Annotated in this window: 13 protein-coding genes; 4 read left to right on the top strand and 9 right to left on the bottom strand. The window is 42.4% G+C overall.

All coding sequences use genetic code 11. The annotated features are described in order from the left end of the window. Positions 1-13 precede the first annotated feature (13 nt). The 9 genes from OCV37_RS00975 to OCV37_RS00935 all read right to left on the bottom strand — a co-directional run bounded on the left by OCV37_RS00975 (position 14) and on the right by OCV37_RS00935 (position 11,685). Positions 14-1,186: a DegT/DnrJ/EryC1/StrS family aminotransferase gene (locus OCV37_RS00975; RefSeq protein ID WP_038178803.1), complete on the bottom strand. Its 1,173-nt coding sequence runs from the start codon at positions 1,184-1,186 to the stop codon at positions 14-16. Next, complete coding sequence (locus OCV37_RS00970) at positions 1,179-2,165, bottom strand: transketolase family protein (RefSeq protein WP_051680351.1); 987 nt, start codon at positions 2,163-2,165, stop codon at positions 1,179-1,181. Before OCV37_RS00970 ends, OCV37_RS00975 begins: the two co-directional genes overlap by 8 nt. Beyond that, positions 2,158-2,985: a transketolase gene (locus OCV37_RS00965; RefSeq protein WP_038178805.1), complete on the bottom strand. Its 828-nt coding sequence runs from the start codon at positions 2,983-2,985 to the stop codon at positions 2,158-2,160. The genes OCV37_RS00970 and OCV37_RS00965 overlap by 8 nt, the downstream gene beginning before the upstream one ends. Then, positions 2,972-3,919: a GDP-L-fucose synthase family protein gene (locus tag OCV37_RS00960; RefSeq protein ID WP_038178808.1), complete on the bottom strand. Its 948-nt coding sequence runs from the start codon at positions 3,917-3,919 to the stop codon at positions 2,972-2,974. Before OCV37_RS00960 ends, OCV37_RS00965 begins: the two co-directional genes overlap by 14 nt. Before the next feature lie 2 nt (positions 3,920-3,921). Continuing rightward, on the bottom strand, positions 3,922-4,911 hold the full coding sequence (locus OCV37_RS00955) for a GHMP family kinase ATP-binding protein (RefSeq protein WP_038178810.1): 990 nt from the start codon (positions 4,909-4,911) through the stop codon (positions 3,922-3,924). 79 nt (positions 4,912-4,990) lie between these two features. Then, the gene (locus OCV37_RS00950; protein ID WP_038178812.1) at positions 4,991-6,511 is read right to left on the bottom strand and encodes a B12-binding domain-containing radical SAM protein; all 1,521 of its coding nucleotides are present in this window, start codon (positions 6,509-6,511) and stop codon (positions 4,991-4,993) included. A 169-nt stretch (positions 6,512-6,680) separates the two neighbouring features. Further along, the gene (locus tag OCV37_RS00945; RefSeq protein ID WP_051680353.1) at positions 6,681-7,649 is read right to left on the bottom strand and encodes a Wzz/FepE/Etk N-terminal domain-containing protein; all 969 of its coding nucleotides are present in this window, start codon (positions 7,647-7,649) and stop codon (positions 6,681-6,683) included. Between the two features lie 40 nt (positions 7,650-7,689). After that, complete coding sequence (locus tag OCV37_RS00940; protein ID WP_051680355.1) at positions 7,690-10,344, bottom strand: SLBB domain-containing protein; 2,655 nt, start codon at positions 10,342-10,344, stop codon at positions 7,690-7,692. 39 nt (positions 10,345-10,383) lie between these two features. After that, positions 10,384-11,685, bottom strand: a complete 1,302-nt coding sequence (locus OCV37_RS00935) for a capsule assembly Wzi family protein (RefSeq protein WP_169739349.1) — start codon at positions 11,683-11,685, stop codon at positions 10,384-10,386. Positions 11,686-12,612: 927 nt separating this feature from the next. On the opposite strand from OCV37_RS00935, the gene OCV37_RS00930 reads away from it, so the two are divergent. The 4 genes from OCV37_RS00930 to OCV37_RS00915 all read left to right on the top strand — a co-directional run bounded on the left by OCV37_RS00930 (position 12,613) and on the right by OCV37_RS00915 (position 16,702). Then, positions 12,613-12,918: a hypothetical protein gene (locus OCV37_RS00930; protein ID WP_038178820.1), complete on the top strand. Its 306-nt coding sequence runs from the start codon at positions 12,613-12,615 to the stop codon at positions 12,916-12,918. Positions 12,919-13,095: 177 nt separating this feature from the next. After that, positions 13,096-13,713, top strand: a complete 618-nt coding sequence (locus tag OCV37_RS00925) for a YjbF family lipoprotein (RefSeq protein ID WP_245609104.1) — start codon at positions 13,096-13,098, stop codon at positions 13,711-13,713. Then, entirely contained in the window at positions 13,710-14,495 is a 786-nt protein-coding gene (locus tag OCV37_RS00920; protein WP_038178821.1) for a capsule biosynthesis GfcC family protein, read from the top strand. Before OCV37_RS00925 ends, OCV37_RS00920 begins: the two co-directional genes overlap by 4 nt. Positions 14,496-14,539: 44 nt before the next feature. Further along, positions 14,540-16,702, top strand: coding sequence for a YjbH domain-containing protein (locus OCV37_RS00915; RefSeq protein ID WP_390902284.1), 2,163 nt, complete (start codon positions 14,540-14,542; stop codon positions 16,700-16,702). Positions 16,703-16,765 lie beyond the last annotated feature (63 nt).

The following is a 16,765-nucleotide window of genomic DNA, read 5'->3' as shown; positions in this document are numbered from 1 at the left end:
GGATGAAGTGTCTCTAGGCTTCATTCAACACTTTACATATATAGTCGATTTCATCCTCTTGCAGATCCGGGAAATTACCAATATAAAATCCATAAAAATGAATATGTTCGGTTTGCGGATATTGTTCGTACAAATGCTCAGGAACGACACCTCTTAAATAAGGCTGACGAAGTTGGTTTCCGCCCCCGGCACTCCCACGCCGATACTCAATACCTTCGGCTTGCAATCTTTTTTCGACTCTTGCGACCAAGGCATCATCTTTCTCTTTCAACACCACATTAAAAGCGTAGTTGCTTGAACCTTCGAAATTGAAATCATTTCTGTATTTAGAACTATCTAAATTTTCAAAAAAACGAGTTTGATTCTCAGTTCTAATCCTGACATTGTCATCTAAACGCTTGAGCTGACTCAGTCCGAGAATCCCACCAATCTCATTGTTTCTTACGTTATAGGCTGGGTATGCAAAGATGAAGTCTTTATTCAGTTCCGGATAATTAAGAATAAATTCATCCTTCAGGCTCTGCTCTGTTGACTCTCTGACCATCCCATGGCCACGTAACATCCGTAACTGTTGGTAAGTTTCGTAATCATTGGTACAGATCATACCGCCTTCTATCGTGCTCATGTGATGGGCATAATAGAATGAGAAATTCGACATATCACCGAAACTACCAACTCTCTGACCGTTATGGGTTGCACCGTGAGATTCACAAACATCTTCAATCAAGGGGATATGACGGCGCTTCAGCTCATGTAAAAGCTCATCGGTCAGTCCATTGAAGCCCTGAATATGCGATAAAAATACGGCTCTAGTTTTATCGGTAATCTTATCGATAATTTGATGGGTATCCATCCCTAACGTTTGAGGGTTAATATCTGCAAAGACAGGGGTAAAACCACAATGAAGCACAGACGCGACGTCAGAAATCCATGTTAAAGGCGGCACAATCACTTCACCACCTTCAGGGTAACGAATTTTCAGAACAGCCATAGACAGCAAATTGGCTGACGAACCGGAACTAACAAACACCGAGTATTTAACACCTAGCCATTCGGACCAGGCGGCTTCAAATTCACGACACCGAGGCCCATTAGTTAAAATTGGATTATCTTCCTGTAATAGTTGAATCACCGGTTCTAAGTCTTCTCGAAGAATATTATTTCTCATCAGAGGAAATTTAATCATGAGCGATATCTCTAGGTTCCATATTTATTTTAAGAAAGTTTTGTATCTGACAAAAAACAGATTCCGTCCCAATACCAACCTGTTCATGTAATTCGTCACGTTTACCCAACTCAAAACGATAATCCGGTTCGACACCAATACCGAGGAAAGGCTGCTTCATACGGTGCGTTCGGAGCAATTCTCCGAGACGGGCATCTATCCCCCCACGACCGCGGAACCCCTCTTCCATCGAGACAACCACCTTACTCTGATGAAGGCGTTGCACCAGAGAAGACTCATCACAATCCTGAATATCAAACAGATCAATAACAGCGACTGAAACACCGATTTCTTCAAACCGTTGTGCAACCGTCAAAGCGGTATGAACCATATACCCCGTCGCAACAAGTGTCACATCGCCTTGAGATGTCAAACAATTAAACCCTTTATCTAGGTCAATAGATTGATTTTCATAGATTTGAGGTAACACCTGAGCATCAAGACGAATGTACTTAGGTTTATCAACATTGATACATTTTGAAAATATTTCTGAAGATAGAAGGTGATCACTTGGAGAGAGTAACTGGAAGTTGGCAAGAGAACGAACCAAGGTCAAATCCTCATAGCACTGATGAGTTGGTCCTGAGACAACGTAGCTATACCCGGCACCAACACCGATGAGATTGACATTAATTTTTCTAACTTTGGATAATAGAGCCAGACACACCCGCAATTGCTCATAACAACGCATCGTAATAAATGGTGCGATGGCATAGGCAAAAACTTTAAATCCTTCCAACGCAAGCCCGGATGCAACATTAACTAAATTCTGTTCAGCAATACCGACATTTTTAAACCGCTCAGGAAAGTCAGCCCTGATTTTATCTAATACCGGAGAACCAAAATCGGCAGTCACGAAAAATATTGAAGGGTCATCCTTCATTGAGTGCCATATTTTTTCCAGCAATGCATCCCGCATTGCAATAGGTTTATTATTCATATGATGACTCTATCAAGTTATCTATAACGTCTGGATTTACACCAAGAATATGAGACAGCTCCTTATTCTCTAAATTAGGAACACCTCTTCCTTTAATCGTGTTACATATCAGCGCTTTTGGTCGTTCCTGATGTGTCGTTTTCAACTCAGCCAGTTGCTCTCTCAATAAATTGACATCGTGGCCATCCACCACTCGCGCATCCCAACCAAAGGATTGTAATTTTTCACAAAGATTGCGGTGAGACACAATATCATCGGTATAACCCAACATACTGATTGCATTGTTATCGACAATTAAATTCAGGTTATCCAGACGGTGTTGTGCTGCAAACATAATCGCTTCCCAACATGCGCCTTCATGTAGCTCGCCATCACCGGTAATCACAAACACCTGTTGTGTTTTTTGTTTTGTTTTGAGGCCAACAGCCATACCGGAAGCAACACCGAGACCATGCCCAAGAGAGCCATTAACTGTTTCATATCCCGGTATCACCGGGTCAGGAATTCCCCCAAGAAATCCCCCCTGACAACAGACTCGTTGCAGCTCTTCCCGAGCAAAAAAACCAAGATCGGCCAGTATCGGATACATACAGATAGAACCATGCCCTTTACTGATAATGCAGCGATCTCGCTCATCATCAAGGGGCTGGGCCGGATTAAAATTGAGAACGTTGCCGTAATACAAAGCAACGAAGATTTCTACGGGAGACAGAGAAGAGGCAATTCTTGTTTCAGGTGCACGTCGATTAATGGCTAATGTTTCTCGCCATACCCAACGCGCTTGCTCTTCTAAATCTACATTGGTACTAATGTGAGGCATCTGAATAACTCTCCTTATACCAACGGTATGTTTCTTTCAGACCATCGAGAAATGAGGTCTCTGGTTGCCAGCCGAGACTTCGTAATCTTGTACTGTCGAGTAATTTTCTCGGTGCACCGTCAGGCTTTGATGTATCCCATCGAATTTCACCGTCATAACCAACAATCACCTGAATCATTTCAGCAAGCTCTTTGATTGAATACTCATCACCACTGCTGATGTTGAGGGGTGATTGAAGTTGTTCGGTATCCGATTCCATGATCGTCAGAACAGCTTTTGCTACATCGGATGAAAATACAAACTCCCTGCGCGGCGCTCCAGTTCCCCATAACTCAACATAAGGTAACTGTTGCTTCTTTGCTTCATGAAAGCGGCGAATCAAAGCAGACAGAACATGACCCGATTTCGGATCAAAGTTATCAAAAGGCCCAAAAACACTATTTGGAATCACCGAAATAAACTGCGAGCCATACTGGCGATTAAATGCATCACATAACTGTAAGCCTGCTAACTTTGCCATTGCATAAGGCAAACTGGTGGGCTCTGGTTTTGCTGTCAATATCATGTCTTCAGACATCGCCTGCAGACATTCTCGCGGATACATACATGAGGAACCAAATAAGATAAGTTTCTTAACTGAGAATTTTTGAGCACTTTCAATCACATTGAGTTGTATCTTTAAGTTTTCAGTTAAAAAATCGGCAGGTGTTTCCTGATTTTGAATAATGCCACCGACTTTGCCTGCGGCAAGAAACACATAATCCGGTCTGTTGTTTTCGAAAAACGCCTCTACAGCATGATTATCTTTTAAATCTAGTTCCCGGTGTTCTTTGATAACAAGGTTTCGATAGCCACGAGAATAACACTCTGAATAGATAGCAGACCCAATTAATCCTTGATGGCCGGCAATATATATTTTTGTATTTTTATGCATGCTCACTCACTTTTATAATAAGCAACACTGGCACCACTATCTTCAAATTTAAATGGTACACAAATAAGATGAGACAACCTTTCTAATATTTTTGGCTGTATTTCTGGCTTAGCAAATATAAGAACAAATCCCCCGCCACCAGCACCAAGAACTTTACCGCCTTCAGCACCTAACTCTCTTGCTGCTTGGTATATTTCATCGATCGTACTATTTGATATTTTCTCAGAAAGTTGTTTTTTATAACTCCAGCTTTCATGTAATAGTTTGCCAAATTCGAGTATGGAAGTATTAGAATTTGAAAGAATATTAATCGCTTCAGGTACCATATCCTGCATGGCTTTGAGTTCTTGTTCTCTCTTATTAATATTCTGAATCTGGTTACCAGTGATATCAGAAGAGAAACGAGTTACACCAGTAAAAAACAACATCAAATGGTCATTGAGTTCTCTCTTCCGTTCTTCAGGGATAATCACCGGAGAAACAGAAAAATCATCATTAGTCATAAAATCGATCCGATTCAACCCACCGTAAACGGTAGCAATCTGATCCTGAGAACCAACCACATCATGGATAACATTTTGTTCGATATGAATCACTTCTTTAGAAAGATTGTACTTATCAATCATTTCACCGGATAAGCTTTTGACAGCGAGATATAAGCCAGCAGTAAAGGAAGAACTGGAACCAAGCCCTGAACGGGCTGGTAAATCGCCATCATGATGGATCTCTAAACCATCTTGAATATCTAAATAATCAAAGATCCCTTTCACCGCTGGATGTTTGATTTCTGATGCGTCTTTTATATTTTCAATCAGTGAATAAACGATTCTGTGTTTATGCTCAAAGAAGGGGGGCAGATGACGACAAGTTATATAGCAATATTTATCAATTGATGTTGAGAGCACATTACCACCATATTGTCTGTACCAGTCAGGGAAATCAGTGCCCCCACCAAAAAAAGAAATTCTGAACGGCGTTTTCGTAATAATCATTTCAATCCCTCTATTGAAGCCTGTTATCCATATATGAAACGAATTAATTGTAAAAATTAACCCTTATCAAAAATAACAATCAGTCACCCAAAATCCGGCGTTTTAACTTTATTTTCGCCATATTTTCAATATTATTACGCTCTTTAATCCCCAGCTTTTTCTCGATCATATTTAAATAATCAGGATTGGAGAAATATGTCTGCCAAGCATAATCTCTGAATTTAAGAACTTCGGCTGCACTTACATGACGGGTAGGTAATGGCGTACTATGATATGAAAGAAAAGCGTAACCATCATAGGTCTCTGGCAATTTCCAATTATTTCGCTTTGCTTCAAAGTAAATAGGGCTACCCGGCAATGCCTGACATGGATACATATTGGCCATTTCAGTATTCAATTCAATGGCTAAATCTAGTGTATCCTGCATAGTTTCCAGCGTATCTTCCGGGAAACCGAAAATAAAATTACTGATAATTTTAATGTCATATGATTGGATCATTTGGCATATTTTACGAATGTTGACATCCCGAAATGTGCCTTTAGATACTTGTTGGCGAACGACCTGATTACCAGACTCAACCCCAAGAGCCAGCCAATTGACGCCAGCCTGTTTAAAGAGTTCGAGTTCTCTTTCCCGAATCGTATCAACACGCGCATATGCCCACATGTTAAAATCAAACTTCTCTTCGATACAGCGTTCTAGAATCGGGTGGTAATGTTTCCGGTTGAGAAAAAACATCTCATCACTGATACGCAGTGTTTTCACTCCCATATCTGACAGCTTTCTCATTTCCCGAATCACCCATTCGGTACTCCAAAAACGCATACCCCGTGAATCAGCAGCACTCACTTCATCCCCGTTATCCATTCGATTCACAATATTGATCATGCAAAAATTGCACGCAAAATTGCAGCCAAGCGCTGTATATATCGCAGCAAAAGGCGTCCTTTTCTCATGATCGAAGTCTGCATGCCAGAAATGAGCACGATACAGATCAAGCGGATATTCACGATAGGGGAGTAAGTCCCACGCATACCCCGGCATATCTTGATCCATCCTCTCTTGAGGAACCACTTTTTCCGGTGGATTCAATACCGGTTTGCCCGAAATATTTGGTTTATATCCAATCCCCCGGACATTGATTAGATCTGAATCCAGATTGCCGGCTAACAAATTGTGCAGGGCATATACACCTTCATTGAGTAAAACAATATCAACACAATCATAAGATAAGACGTCTTTAGGCAGCGCACTGGTATGGGAACCGACAAAGGCTATTTTTGCCTTCAGTCCCGATTCTTTTAAGGCTTCAGCCAGAGCTAAAGCACCAATCATATTGGTTGTTCCGGAATTAGGATTTTGGCCATAGACAACAAAGACAACCAATCTTGCTTCTGACTCAGTGACTCGTTTTACCGAAGACTGAATATCAAGTCGTTCTGCATCACTGTCAAGAATACCGACATCAAAGCCTTTGGCACGACATGACTCCGCTAATAAAAGCGCCCATGTCGGTGGCTCAATCGCAGAATATGTTTTTGCCAGATCCTGATATACATGAGCTGATGAACTGGGATTTATCAATAAAACATCTACCATACTGACTCCAATTAGTCGAATTTATAAATTTCTATTCCATGAATAGTAGGTAATTTGTATAAAATAATTTATTTATCTCACGTTGATACAAATGCACTTATAAATATATAGATGCATTTATCAGCAGAAATATAATTTTGCATATAATAAATATAGTATAATTTTTAAGTTACTTTCTTGTTTGATGTCTTATAAATATAAATGACATTCCTAAGAAAAGACCCAATATTACTGATGCAATTATCACAATTATTTTTTTAGGCCTGATTTCGTCAATGTCTACAACTGCCGGGTCAACCGTTTTAAATACATATTCTTTACTAACCTTTGTCAGCATTAAGGTTTTGGTTTGTTGTTCAATCAATTGATAAAGCATATTTCTGCTATCAGCAAGACTGGTCTGATTCAACTGATTATTTAAATACGCAATTCGACTCTGTGCCTCTAGCATATCTTGCTGGCGAATTTCATCATTTAAATCAGCAATTAACCATGTCGCCCAACGTTGGGCTATATGCGGAGAATAAAAACGGACCGTCACAGTTACCATGCCGGTGTTAGAGTCCAGGTCTACAGTCATGATTTTCTTTAAGAAGTGCTGTGTCGCTTCTAAAATTGTTGGCTCAAGAGATTCACCATCCTCAATAAGCCATCGTTTGTTTTCAGGATCATAAATATTGGTTTTAAAATAAAACTCACCGGAATCTTTATCCCACCCGTTGATTGCCATCACGGGTACCATAAGATTATGACGCTGAATAAAGCCACCAATAAACTTTCGTGATTGCAGCACCTGAAGGGCTAAAATAGTCTTATCTGCATTCCCTTTCCCTAGATTTATTCCTGCTAATGAGGCCAATCCACCAAATTGACTATTTAATACCGATGCCATTCCCATCTGTTGTTCATCAGGAATCGGTGCAACAAGCACTTGAGATTCATATATCTTATGTGAGAATAAAATATAGCTCCCTCCCAAAAGAGCAGAGAAGAGCATAAACAGCACTATCCACCATTTACCAGCCCAAAGTGCAGAGAATATCGCCCGTAAATCAATTTCATTATCAGTAATCCGAGGGACGGAATAGTAGAACGGGGCAGAATTCGTATTGAATGCTTTATCTTCCATTTCACTCATTATCAATTAATTCCTAAGTTATTGTGAGCTAGAGAAATTGTTATTTAATTGCATTCCATGCAACACCTATCTGATACATCATTTGTGTTGCAGTGCTAAACGTACTCAAACCGTCCAGGTAATCTGTATCAATCGGAACAACAATGGTGTCACCGGGCTCTAAAGATTTCTCTGAGCGGACAAACCAGTGAGACTGATTGGGTAGCATCACTGCACCATTGGCCCGAATCACATAAACACGGTCAGTATCCGCCTGCTTTTTCTCCCCGCCTGCTAAGTTAATGTATTTCTCGACGGACATGCCGGGTTTGAATGTGAAATTACTGGCGATTTGAACCTGACCAAGAACAGAAATGGTATTTCTTCGTGGCGGAATATACAGCTTGTCGCCATCTTCAAGCATGACATCATCTTGGGCGTTGCCTAAAAGAATATTAGGCAAGTCAATCACTAACCGGCCAACAGCTGGAATATCTAACAGATCATCGACAACTTTCATCGCTTCTGTCGGAGATGAGGTATACGTTGCAGCACTACTTTGACGTCGGAGTGTCAGTGAAGCGATCTCTTGGCGGAGATTATTGGTGACCATTTTCATCCGCTGCTCTTCTTGTAAACGGAGAACCTCGCGGCTAAAGACAGCACCCTGCGGATAGGCAAACTGGGAAAGCCCTCCCGCACGTTGCACTAAATCGCTGATTGTTTCACCTTGATTAATCGTATAACTTCCGGGATGCATTACTTCTCCCTGAATCTCGACAATATTGTTCGTCTTCCAGTTTGTTTTGCGTTGTACAACGATCCGATCTTTAGATTCGAGCAGAAAATTATCATTGGGATTGGTCAACGCTTTTATTAAATCAAATGTCTGGTGATGAATCGCAATCGTGCCGGGCATAGGAACAACCCGGGACAATTCCGCCTCATCTTTAGCCGCAGACTCCAGTAACCCACCCGCAGCAGCAATCGCATCTTTTAGGCTGCCGCCTTCAACCAACGGATATACGCCCGGATAACGAACCGCACCACTGATCTCATAGATTTTCGCTCTTTGACCATTGACTGCTTGTAGTTGTAACCGGGTAATTAGGGGATCTAATAACCGCGAACGAGATGCAGGATCACTGTTTTTCATTTCCTGCTGACTTTTATCTCGATCCTGTATGACTAATTTCGGCTTTTCACTATCAACCAGTTCAATTCCGGTTAATGCATCCCGCTTTTTGGGACGCTGCAGCGTCTTCTGTTTTTCAGCATGAGAAAATAAATCCTCGGATGTTGCCGGTGGTTGTTGTACTGATTCAGTCTTCCATTGATTCAAGGAGATATCAGTAGCAAAAACAAATAATTGATCATTGGGCTGCAATACAAGATCATCCGCTGAATTAGCAATATTGATGGCATTATTCAAACTAAATTGTAAAACTTTGATGTTATGTTTACGCCCGGTTTCGCGCACAATGATTGCATAATCCAGATCAGCATTCGGTGCCAGATCATCCGCTGAGGAGAATAAACCCGACACTTTCATTCCCTGAGAATAGGCATACGCTCCCTGCCGAATCGCTGCACCTCTGACAATCACTGCATTTTTTAATGCATCACTGACTGGATTAACCGTAATATCGTCACCATCTTGTAGGGTGAATGACTTATCTTTGGTTAGATCAAGTGTATGAATATGGATGCCATTACTCTGGTAGCGCTTAACCTGAAGCTGGGGTAAATAGGCGCTGGCCTTACTCCCTCCGGCAAGCTTCACAAGCTGCTCGATCGTGGTTCCCGATTTAATTTCATAAACAGCAGGGCGACGGATTTCTCCCTGAATACTGACGGAAGGCCCTTTGGCGGCAACAAATACAGTATCACCCGACTGTAGACGAATATCATTCAGATTATTGCCTTTCAAAAGCAAATTATATAAGTCCAACCGGGCTATTACTTTATTCTCTCGACGAACGGTGATATTTCGCAACGAACCACTTTTGCTAAATCCACCAGCAGCAATCAGTGCCTGAGTCACAGTTGCCAAACTCGGAATGTTATAGGCCCCCGGCTGATAAACATCGCCGGCAACATACACTTGCATCATGCGCAAAGAACCAAGAGAGATGGATACTTCAGCACCGAGTATCTGTTTATTAATGCGTTCTGTAAGATTCGCTTTTAGCTCACTAAAAGTTTGCCCAGCCACATGAATCGGCCCTAATTCGGGAAACTGAATAGAACCATCCCGTGAAACACTCAGGCTATAACTATTATTCTGGCTGCCGAACAGTTGCACATTAATTTCGTCACCGGCGGCAATCAGATAATTATTCGGAACAGGTAAGTCATCAACAGGCGTATAACTTGAAGGCTGGCCTGAGAATAAATCATAACCAAAGTCAACTAATTGTTCAGATTCATTGCCTTGTTCTGTGTTAACTGTTTGAGTGTCATCCTCTGTTTTTTGTTTTTTATCAACATCTCTCGGCTGTATTGTCTGGACAGGCTTAGAGGTGTCTTCAGCCTTACCCGAGCCCGCCAAAATTGACAGATCAACGCCATATTGCTGCGCTAATGCCTGCTGTTGCGCTGGTGATAACTGCTTAAATTGGGCGAGTTGTGATGCGGTGAAATTGGCAGACCAAGAAGAAAAACTACTAAAGAAAACAAAAAAAACTATAACTAATCTGAATAGAATATATCTCATCAAGTTCATCCAATGTCCAAACAATTGATAGTGAATCGATTAAAAACGAAAATCCCAGTTAACCCAGTAATTCCATTTATCGGTTTGATTATTTTTTGTATCAGGCATGAAATCAGAGCCTAATGTCAGGCGACTATTTGCCAGCGGCAGACGCACATAGGCCGTTAATTTTTTCAGTGTTTCATCATCTGTCTGCTGATAACTCTGTCCTTGCAATGTCCATTCCCAGCTATCAGGCGTGATCCAGAGTAGTTTCAATGATTTTGCTTCTCCGCCATCCATCCCACTGATTGACTGGTAGTCATGTTGCCCAACCATTGTCTTACGATCAGACAACATGTTTTGCCACTGTTGCTTGGCTTCATCAGTTAACCGCTTGACCTCGGCAACCCAACGCAACGACTGTCCACCAAGATCAAACTGGCTTTGCCAGCCAATGATCAAGGACCCCAGTGATCGGTCATTGACTAAACTGGCTCCCTGCGCATAAATACTCTGAGTCAAGACGGTTCCCACATTCAAGACAGGTAAACTCAGACGGATATCGACACTATATTGCTCCTGTTCACCATCCTGTGGTTGAACTGAGCCCGTCAAATATCCATCCCAGTCGGGTTTATCAAACCACTTCTGATAAACCAAACCAATATTCAAGCGATTGGCAGGACTAAACTCAAACCGATTCGACCACTGCTTATCATTCCGGTTTGGCGTCTCATTAAACCCCCAGAAACTTTCAACATGCCAGCTACCGAGTATCGGCCAGTCATAGCCATCATAAGCCAGGCTAAAACCGGGCACAGTGCGACGCGTATGCCCCCAAGCCAAATTGTAAATCGAAGTCGGCCCCCACCAATGTTGCAGACTGCCAAAAGTTGCGCCCAGATTTCCCCAATTGACGGCGATATAACTATCATCAAACCCATAGTCGGTATCTTCACGACCGAACTTATCCGGTGAACGTTGATAGTTGGCTGCGACACGAAAAGCATATTCACTCTCTACAAGCTCATAACTCGATTTCACCTGCCAGTGTGTCGTTAGCGGCGCAGCAAAACTCCTGTCGTCCCGAGGCGCGTGAGCATACCCCATAGAGACATGCTTTCTGCTATTCCCTAAGGTGTCTTGATTTAATGCATAGCTTAGATGTTGATAGGCTTGCTCAAGCGGTGCGGGGAGCTGAATCATATGCATCAGCTGTAGATCGGTATCAAGGCGAGACCAGCGTATTGGGTAGGAATTGATAGGTACAGAGATAAGACCGGCATCCGCCAGCATCTGTAGATCAGACTTAAGATAGGCATCATCCATGGATAACCAAGGCGCGGCTTCAATTTTCAAAGGAAAAAGCAACGGAAAACCAATAAGATAAAATGAAAAAAATCTTAGAATTATATTTTTAGCCAAGATTGTACTCACACCACAATAAACTGACGCTAATTAGAAGAAAAAGGGGTCATCAAGCACGCTACCGCCCTTGGGTCAGCTTCCCAGAAAGCATGCTCAGAGCTCATCCTTGTGATCAAAACACGTTGTCTGTATCAAGTTCGCAAAAAAATATACTGTACGCCGGTTCTATAATTTATTTTAACGAAATCAACATTAAAAAATTTTCATAAAAATCATAGTTTAAAAATCTCAACATGCCATATATATATCTGAGATTCTCATCGATTAGACACAACAAAAAGGTAATCATATAAATAAAAAACCAAGAACTATCTGGGAAAAGACCAGATATTTTTTACCTGTATTTCATAGTATTAGTAGAGAAAGTTCAATTTGGCAAATGATGAATGATACGATTTGTATATAAAATTCACTTCTGCCTTCGCACCACACGTCTCACCACAAAAATCCCATAAAAATAGATATCTTTTATGCACTTATAGTTACAATAATATAAATATAAATAAAAGCCACCTAAAAATTCGTCTGGATTTATTTTGATTCGAGAATAAAATCAAATTTGAAATCCCAACTTCATCAATGCACATAAATATATGCATACACTGGAAAACATTATAAAACAATCAGATAAATGGATAACGAGACTCGCAATCAAGTTTATTTAAAGACGATATAATACAACCGGATGCATTGTTAAATCTCTCAAGAAAAAATTATGAATTTTTTATAACAACTTCATATAAGTCAATAATTTCACACAGCATGTTTACATAACCTTCAAAAATGTATTATGTTTAATAAGCTCTTGTTTATTTTGTGAGCAACATCGATGTTAACGTTATTTCCTAGGAGATAAATATGAAAAAAACTGCAATTACTTTACTGGCAATGTTTGCTTTCAGTGGTATTGCATATGCTGGCCCGGCTGCCGGAGTTGTTTCCGGTAGTGCAGGGGGGACTGGCGGAGCCGGTGCTGCAGGCGCAGGTGCCGCTGGTGCTGGTGCTGGTGCCGCTGGTAGTGTTGCGGCAGCGACTGGTGCAGCCGTTGGTGGAATAAGCGCAACTATTGCAGCAGCAACTGCAGCGATCGTTGCAGCGACAGCTGTCGCGGTTAGTGCTTCCAATGACACCACTGCAACAACAACAGTGACTTCAGCTCAGTAACAGTAGTTATTGATTGTTTGTTAATGTAATAAAAACAACAGCCGTCTTGGGCGGTTGTTGTTTATTTCGTTTAATTATGCCTCTATGACAAAATTTTTTCGTTTTTCTCATTACTGTTACTTATTTTTCATACCATTGCTCTTATTAATTGGCGGATGCTCCCAAAATGCTCAGGACTTGTCTGAGACGATTCAGTCGGCTTTTTGGGGACCGGATAATCATGCCATTTCACCAGACAAAGTTGAGGAACTGCCTTACGCAAGTTTATATGTCAGGATGGGAGAAAACCCATTAGCCCTGATGATACTCACATGGGCAGAACCAACCAATTCACCAGAGCATCCGGCCAATTTAAAGTGGCTGTCAGCAAACCGAGAAATGTTGGTGACACAAGCAGGTCGGGTGATTAAAACCGTCAATTTAAAAGAGGGCAACCTCATTCACCTTGAGTCAGCAAATATTGATCCACTGGTACTGGGGCTCCAGAAAGACACAACTCCTCATTCTTGGAAATACAAAATAACTTGGTCTCCTGGATATCACACCCATTATCAGGCGCTATCTACATTTACGCTAGAAGATATAGAAAACAAGCACTTGCCCAATGGAACTCAAGCCCTGCTTCATGTTATTGAACAGGTCGAGATTCCACAGATAAAACAACAATATCAGAATCACTATTGGCTCAATCCCCAATCGGGTGAAGTGATTGCAAGTGAGCAGTACATTTTTCCGGGGTCAGAAAGATTAACCCTTTCTCTCGGCAAGCGTTATGTGGGAGACAATCGCGGATGAAGTCATGGAAAGTCATCGTTTATTTAACCTTATGCATCAGCACTGGCGTGGGATCCGTTTCATTTGCTGCATCATCGACTGATGTAGAGATTCATTTTGAATCATCACCACAACGCCATCTCACCTACAATCATCGCCCTCGGCTCGATGAGGTTGTATTACAGGCGCTGAATAAAACGGACGCAGATAGGCGTAAGATCGACTGGTTCACATCCGGCATATATGACATCAATGTCGAATTAAAGTTAAAACAACAAGTTTTCGGCGTCATCGCAAAGCAGCAAGCCATTGCCAGTAAACGATATCATGGTTCTTGGTTCTATTGGTCACAGCTCAGAAACTCACTCGAATCACTACACTATGCGAAGCGAATTTTTCACACGATTGATCCAGATGCAACCCGCCTCAGTCTGCCACTGAATCCTAAACTGACCGGTAACTGGCTCATGACGCTAAAATACACGCCTAAAGATGTGCTGGTTTTAGGTGGCGTTACAAAACCGGGAAAACAAACGTGGCAGCCTCGTCTGGATGCGGGAAGCTATGCGCAAACAGCCGGGCTATTTGATAACACCATTTCGAAAGTCACGGTGATCCAACCCGATGGTAAGGTCGAACAACACCAGACGGGATACTGGAACTACTCTTTTTCAGAAATCGCCCCGGGGGCGATTGTTTATGTCCCTCTTCCGGTAGAAGAACTCCCTGTCATTTATCCAAATGATCGCCTCCAAAATCCTAACGACCTTGTTGTCGAGCTACTAAGAAACAGATTGCCATGATGAAACATTTATCCGGTGCTTTAAACTGGCCACCCTATGCATCCATGACGATAGCGACGATTGTCTTTGGCCTGAATTCGCTAAACGCCTATTCAGACGAGTTTAGCCCACCATCACTAACCCACTCCCAATCCGATTTTGGCGGTGTGGGATTAATTCAGATGCCGAGTGGCAGAATGATGCCCGAAGGAGCACTTGAACTGAATGCCACCAACAATGATGACTATATATACTACTCTTTGTCTCTACAGTTATTCCCTTGGCTGGAAACGACTATCCGCTACACCCAGATCCATGATTTGCTTTATAGCAACGATGCATCCTTTAGTGGTGATACAAAATATACCGACAAATCAGCCGATGTAAAACTGAGCCTTGTGGATGAAAATTTTTGGCTGCCCCAAATTTCTGTCGGATTTAGAGATATTGGTGGTACGGGACTCTTTGACGGTGAGTTTATCGTGGCCAACAAACAGTTCGGCCCACTCGATTTTACCCTTGGTATTGGTTGGGGTTATATCGGTAACCGGGGAAACCTCTCCGGTGATCACCAGACCTCTTCCGACTGCGGCAGAAGCACCGGCTATCAGAGCTCCGCTGGCAGTATTTCTCTTGGAAATATGTTTACCGGATGTACTTCAGTCTATGGTGGGATCGAGTATCAGACCCCGTTCGAACCACTGGTCTTAAAACTGGAATATGACGGGAATGACTATCAAAGTGATTTCCCCGTTACTCAGGGCAAGAAACCCATGCATGTTTCCACACCGTGGAACGTCGGTCTGGTGTATTCACTCACGGATTGGGCGCGTTTAAGGCTGAGCTATGAACGGGGTAACACGTTCACCGCCGGTATCTCACTCAATACCAACCTTGCTAGCCTGAGACCCGTCTGGATTGATGAACCTCGTCCGGATTACCACCCGCAACCGAAGAAAAGCACGCTGTCAGAAGAACAATGGCAACAACTCGTCGCTGATATGCAAAAAATTGCAGGTTACCAACAAGTATCATTCCGGCAAGATCAAGAGAGCAAGACCGTGACACTCACCGGGACTCAGCAAAAATATCGCCATAAAAAAGAGGCAGAAGAACGTGCTGCATTACTGCTCGCCAACACTGGTCTCGATGCCGATACCTATAAAATAGTTGAGACGGCGAATGGGCAACCTCTCACAGAAACACAAATCAACGCTTATGCATTTGAGCGCGTCGCCAAGAATGATTATCCCGGGGCTGATTTTGATGATGCGAAAACAACGGGTGAGCCCTCTGTTATCTCCGGGGAATTGAAGGCCCAAAGTGCCAAAAGCTGGCAATTTGGTTTCACCCCGGCCTTACAACAATCTTTCGGCGGGTCTGAGAATTTCTACCTCTATGCCATTGGGGTAAAAGCCAATAGTAGCTATCGGATGGGACAGCATTTCATTCTCTCCAGCAGTTTATACGGCAATATCACGGATAACTATGATCAATATAAGTACACCGTGCCGCCTGATGGGACTGATTTAAAAAGGGTCAGAACGCTGGCACGCCAATATTATGATCACACTTTCCGTATGGACAGTCTTCAACTCACGTACCTTGATCATTATGGAGATAACATCTACGGACAAGCCTATGGCGGTTATCTGGAATCGATGTTTGCCGGCGCCGGTGGTGAAATCATCTATCGTCCGCTTAATAGAAATTGGGCTTTCGGTATCGACGGGAATTATGTCAAACAGCGCGATCCGGATAGTGTGTTGGGTCTTTATAAAGACGAAAGACACTTTGATCCGCAAACCTCCCGTTACTACCGTGTTCAAACGGGGACGTTTACCGGCCACGCGACACTTTACTGGCAACCGAAATTTTGGTCGCTCTTCAATAATACTTTACTCAAGATCAGCGCGGGTCAGTACCTCACCGAAGATAAAGGGGTTACGGTTGATTTCTCAAAACAGTTTGATAGTGGTGTCATTGCCGGCGTATTTGCCGCGAAAACCAACCTATCAGCGTCAGAATATGGAGAAGGGAGCTTTACCAAAGGCGTTTATATTTCGATTCCACTCGACCTGATGACAATTAAGCCAAGTGTCAATCGTGCCAATATTTCTTGGTTACCACTGATGCGAGACGGGGGACAAAAACTCAATCGGCAGTACGAGCTTTACAACATGACCGATGCTCGCTCACCTTGGTTTACACGATCGATTACAGAGTAATGTAACCTTAATCAAAAAAATTTCAGTTTGAGGTTGGATAAGATAGACTATTACGAGATTTAT

The organism is Vibrio rhizosphaerae, from assembly GCF_024347095.1.
Classification (GTDB): domain Bacteria; phylum Pseudomonadota; class Gammaproteobacteria; order Enterobacterales; family Vibrionaceae; genus Vibrio; species Vibrio rhizosphaerae.
This window is presented reverse-complemented; position numbering and strand designations above follow the sequence as displayed.

Excerpts from the sequence above, each read along its gene's own strand:
- OCV37_RS00975 (WP_038178803.1), bottom strand. The coding sequence starts at position 1,186 with ATGATTAAATTTCCTCTGATGAGAAATAATATTCTTCGAGAAGACTTA.
- OCV37_RS00970 (WP_051680351.1), bottom strand. The coding sequence starts at position 2,165 with ATGAATAATAAACCTATTGCAATGCGGGATGCATTGCTGGAAAAAATA.
- OCV37_RS00965 (WP_038178805.1), bottom strand. The coding sequence starts at position 2,985 with ATGCCTCACATTAGTACCAATGTAGATTTAGAAGAGCAAGCGCGTTGG.
- OCV37_RS00960 (WP_038178808.1), bottom strand. The coding sequence starts at position 3,919 with ATGCATAAAAATACAAAAATATATATTGCCGGCCATCAAGGATTAATT.
- OCV37_RS00955 (WP_038178810.1), bottom strand. The coding sequence starts at position 4,911 with ATGATTATTACGAAAACGCCGTTCAGAATTTCTTTTTTTGGTGGGGGC.
- OCV37_RS00950 (WP_038178812.1), bottom strand. The coding sequence starts at position 6,511 with ATGGTAGATGTTTTATTGATAAATCCCAGTTCATCAGCTCATGTATAT.
- OCV37_RS00945 (WP_051680353.1), bottom strand. The coding sequence starts at position 7,649 with ATGAGTGAAATGGAAGATAAAGCATTCAATACGAATTCTGCCCCGTTC.
- OCV37_RS00940 (WP_051680355.1), bottom strand. The coding sequence starts at position 10,344 with ATGAGATATATTCTATTCAGATTAGTTATAGTTTTTTTTGTTTTCTTT.
- OCV37_RS00930 (WP_038178820.1), top strand. The coding sequence starts at position 12,613 with ATGAAAAAAACTGCAATTACTTTACTGGCAATGTTTGCTTTCAGTGGT.
- OCV37_RS00920 (WP_038178821.1), top strand. The coding sequence starts at position 13,710 with ATGAAGTCATGGAAAGTCATCGTTTATTTAACCTTATGCATCAGCACT.
- OCV37_RS00915 (WP_390902284.1), top strand. The coding sequence starts at position 14,540 with ATGACGATAGCGACGATTGTCTTTGGCCTGAATTCGCTAAACGCCTAT.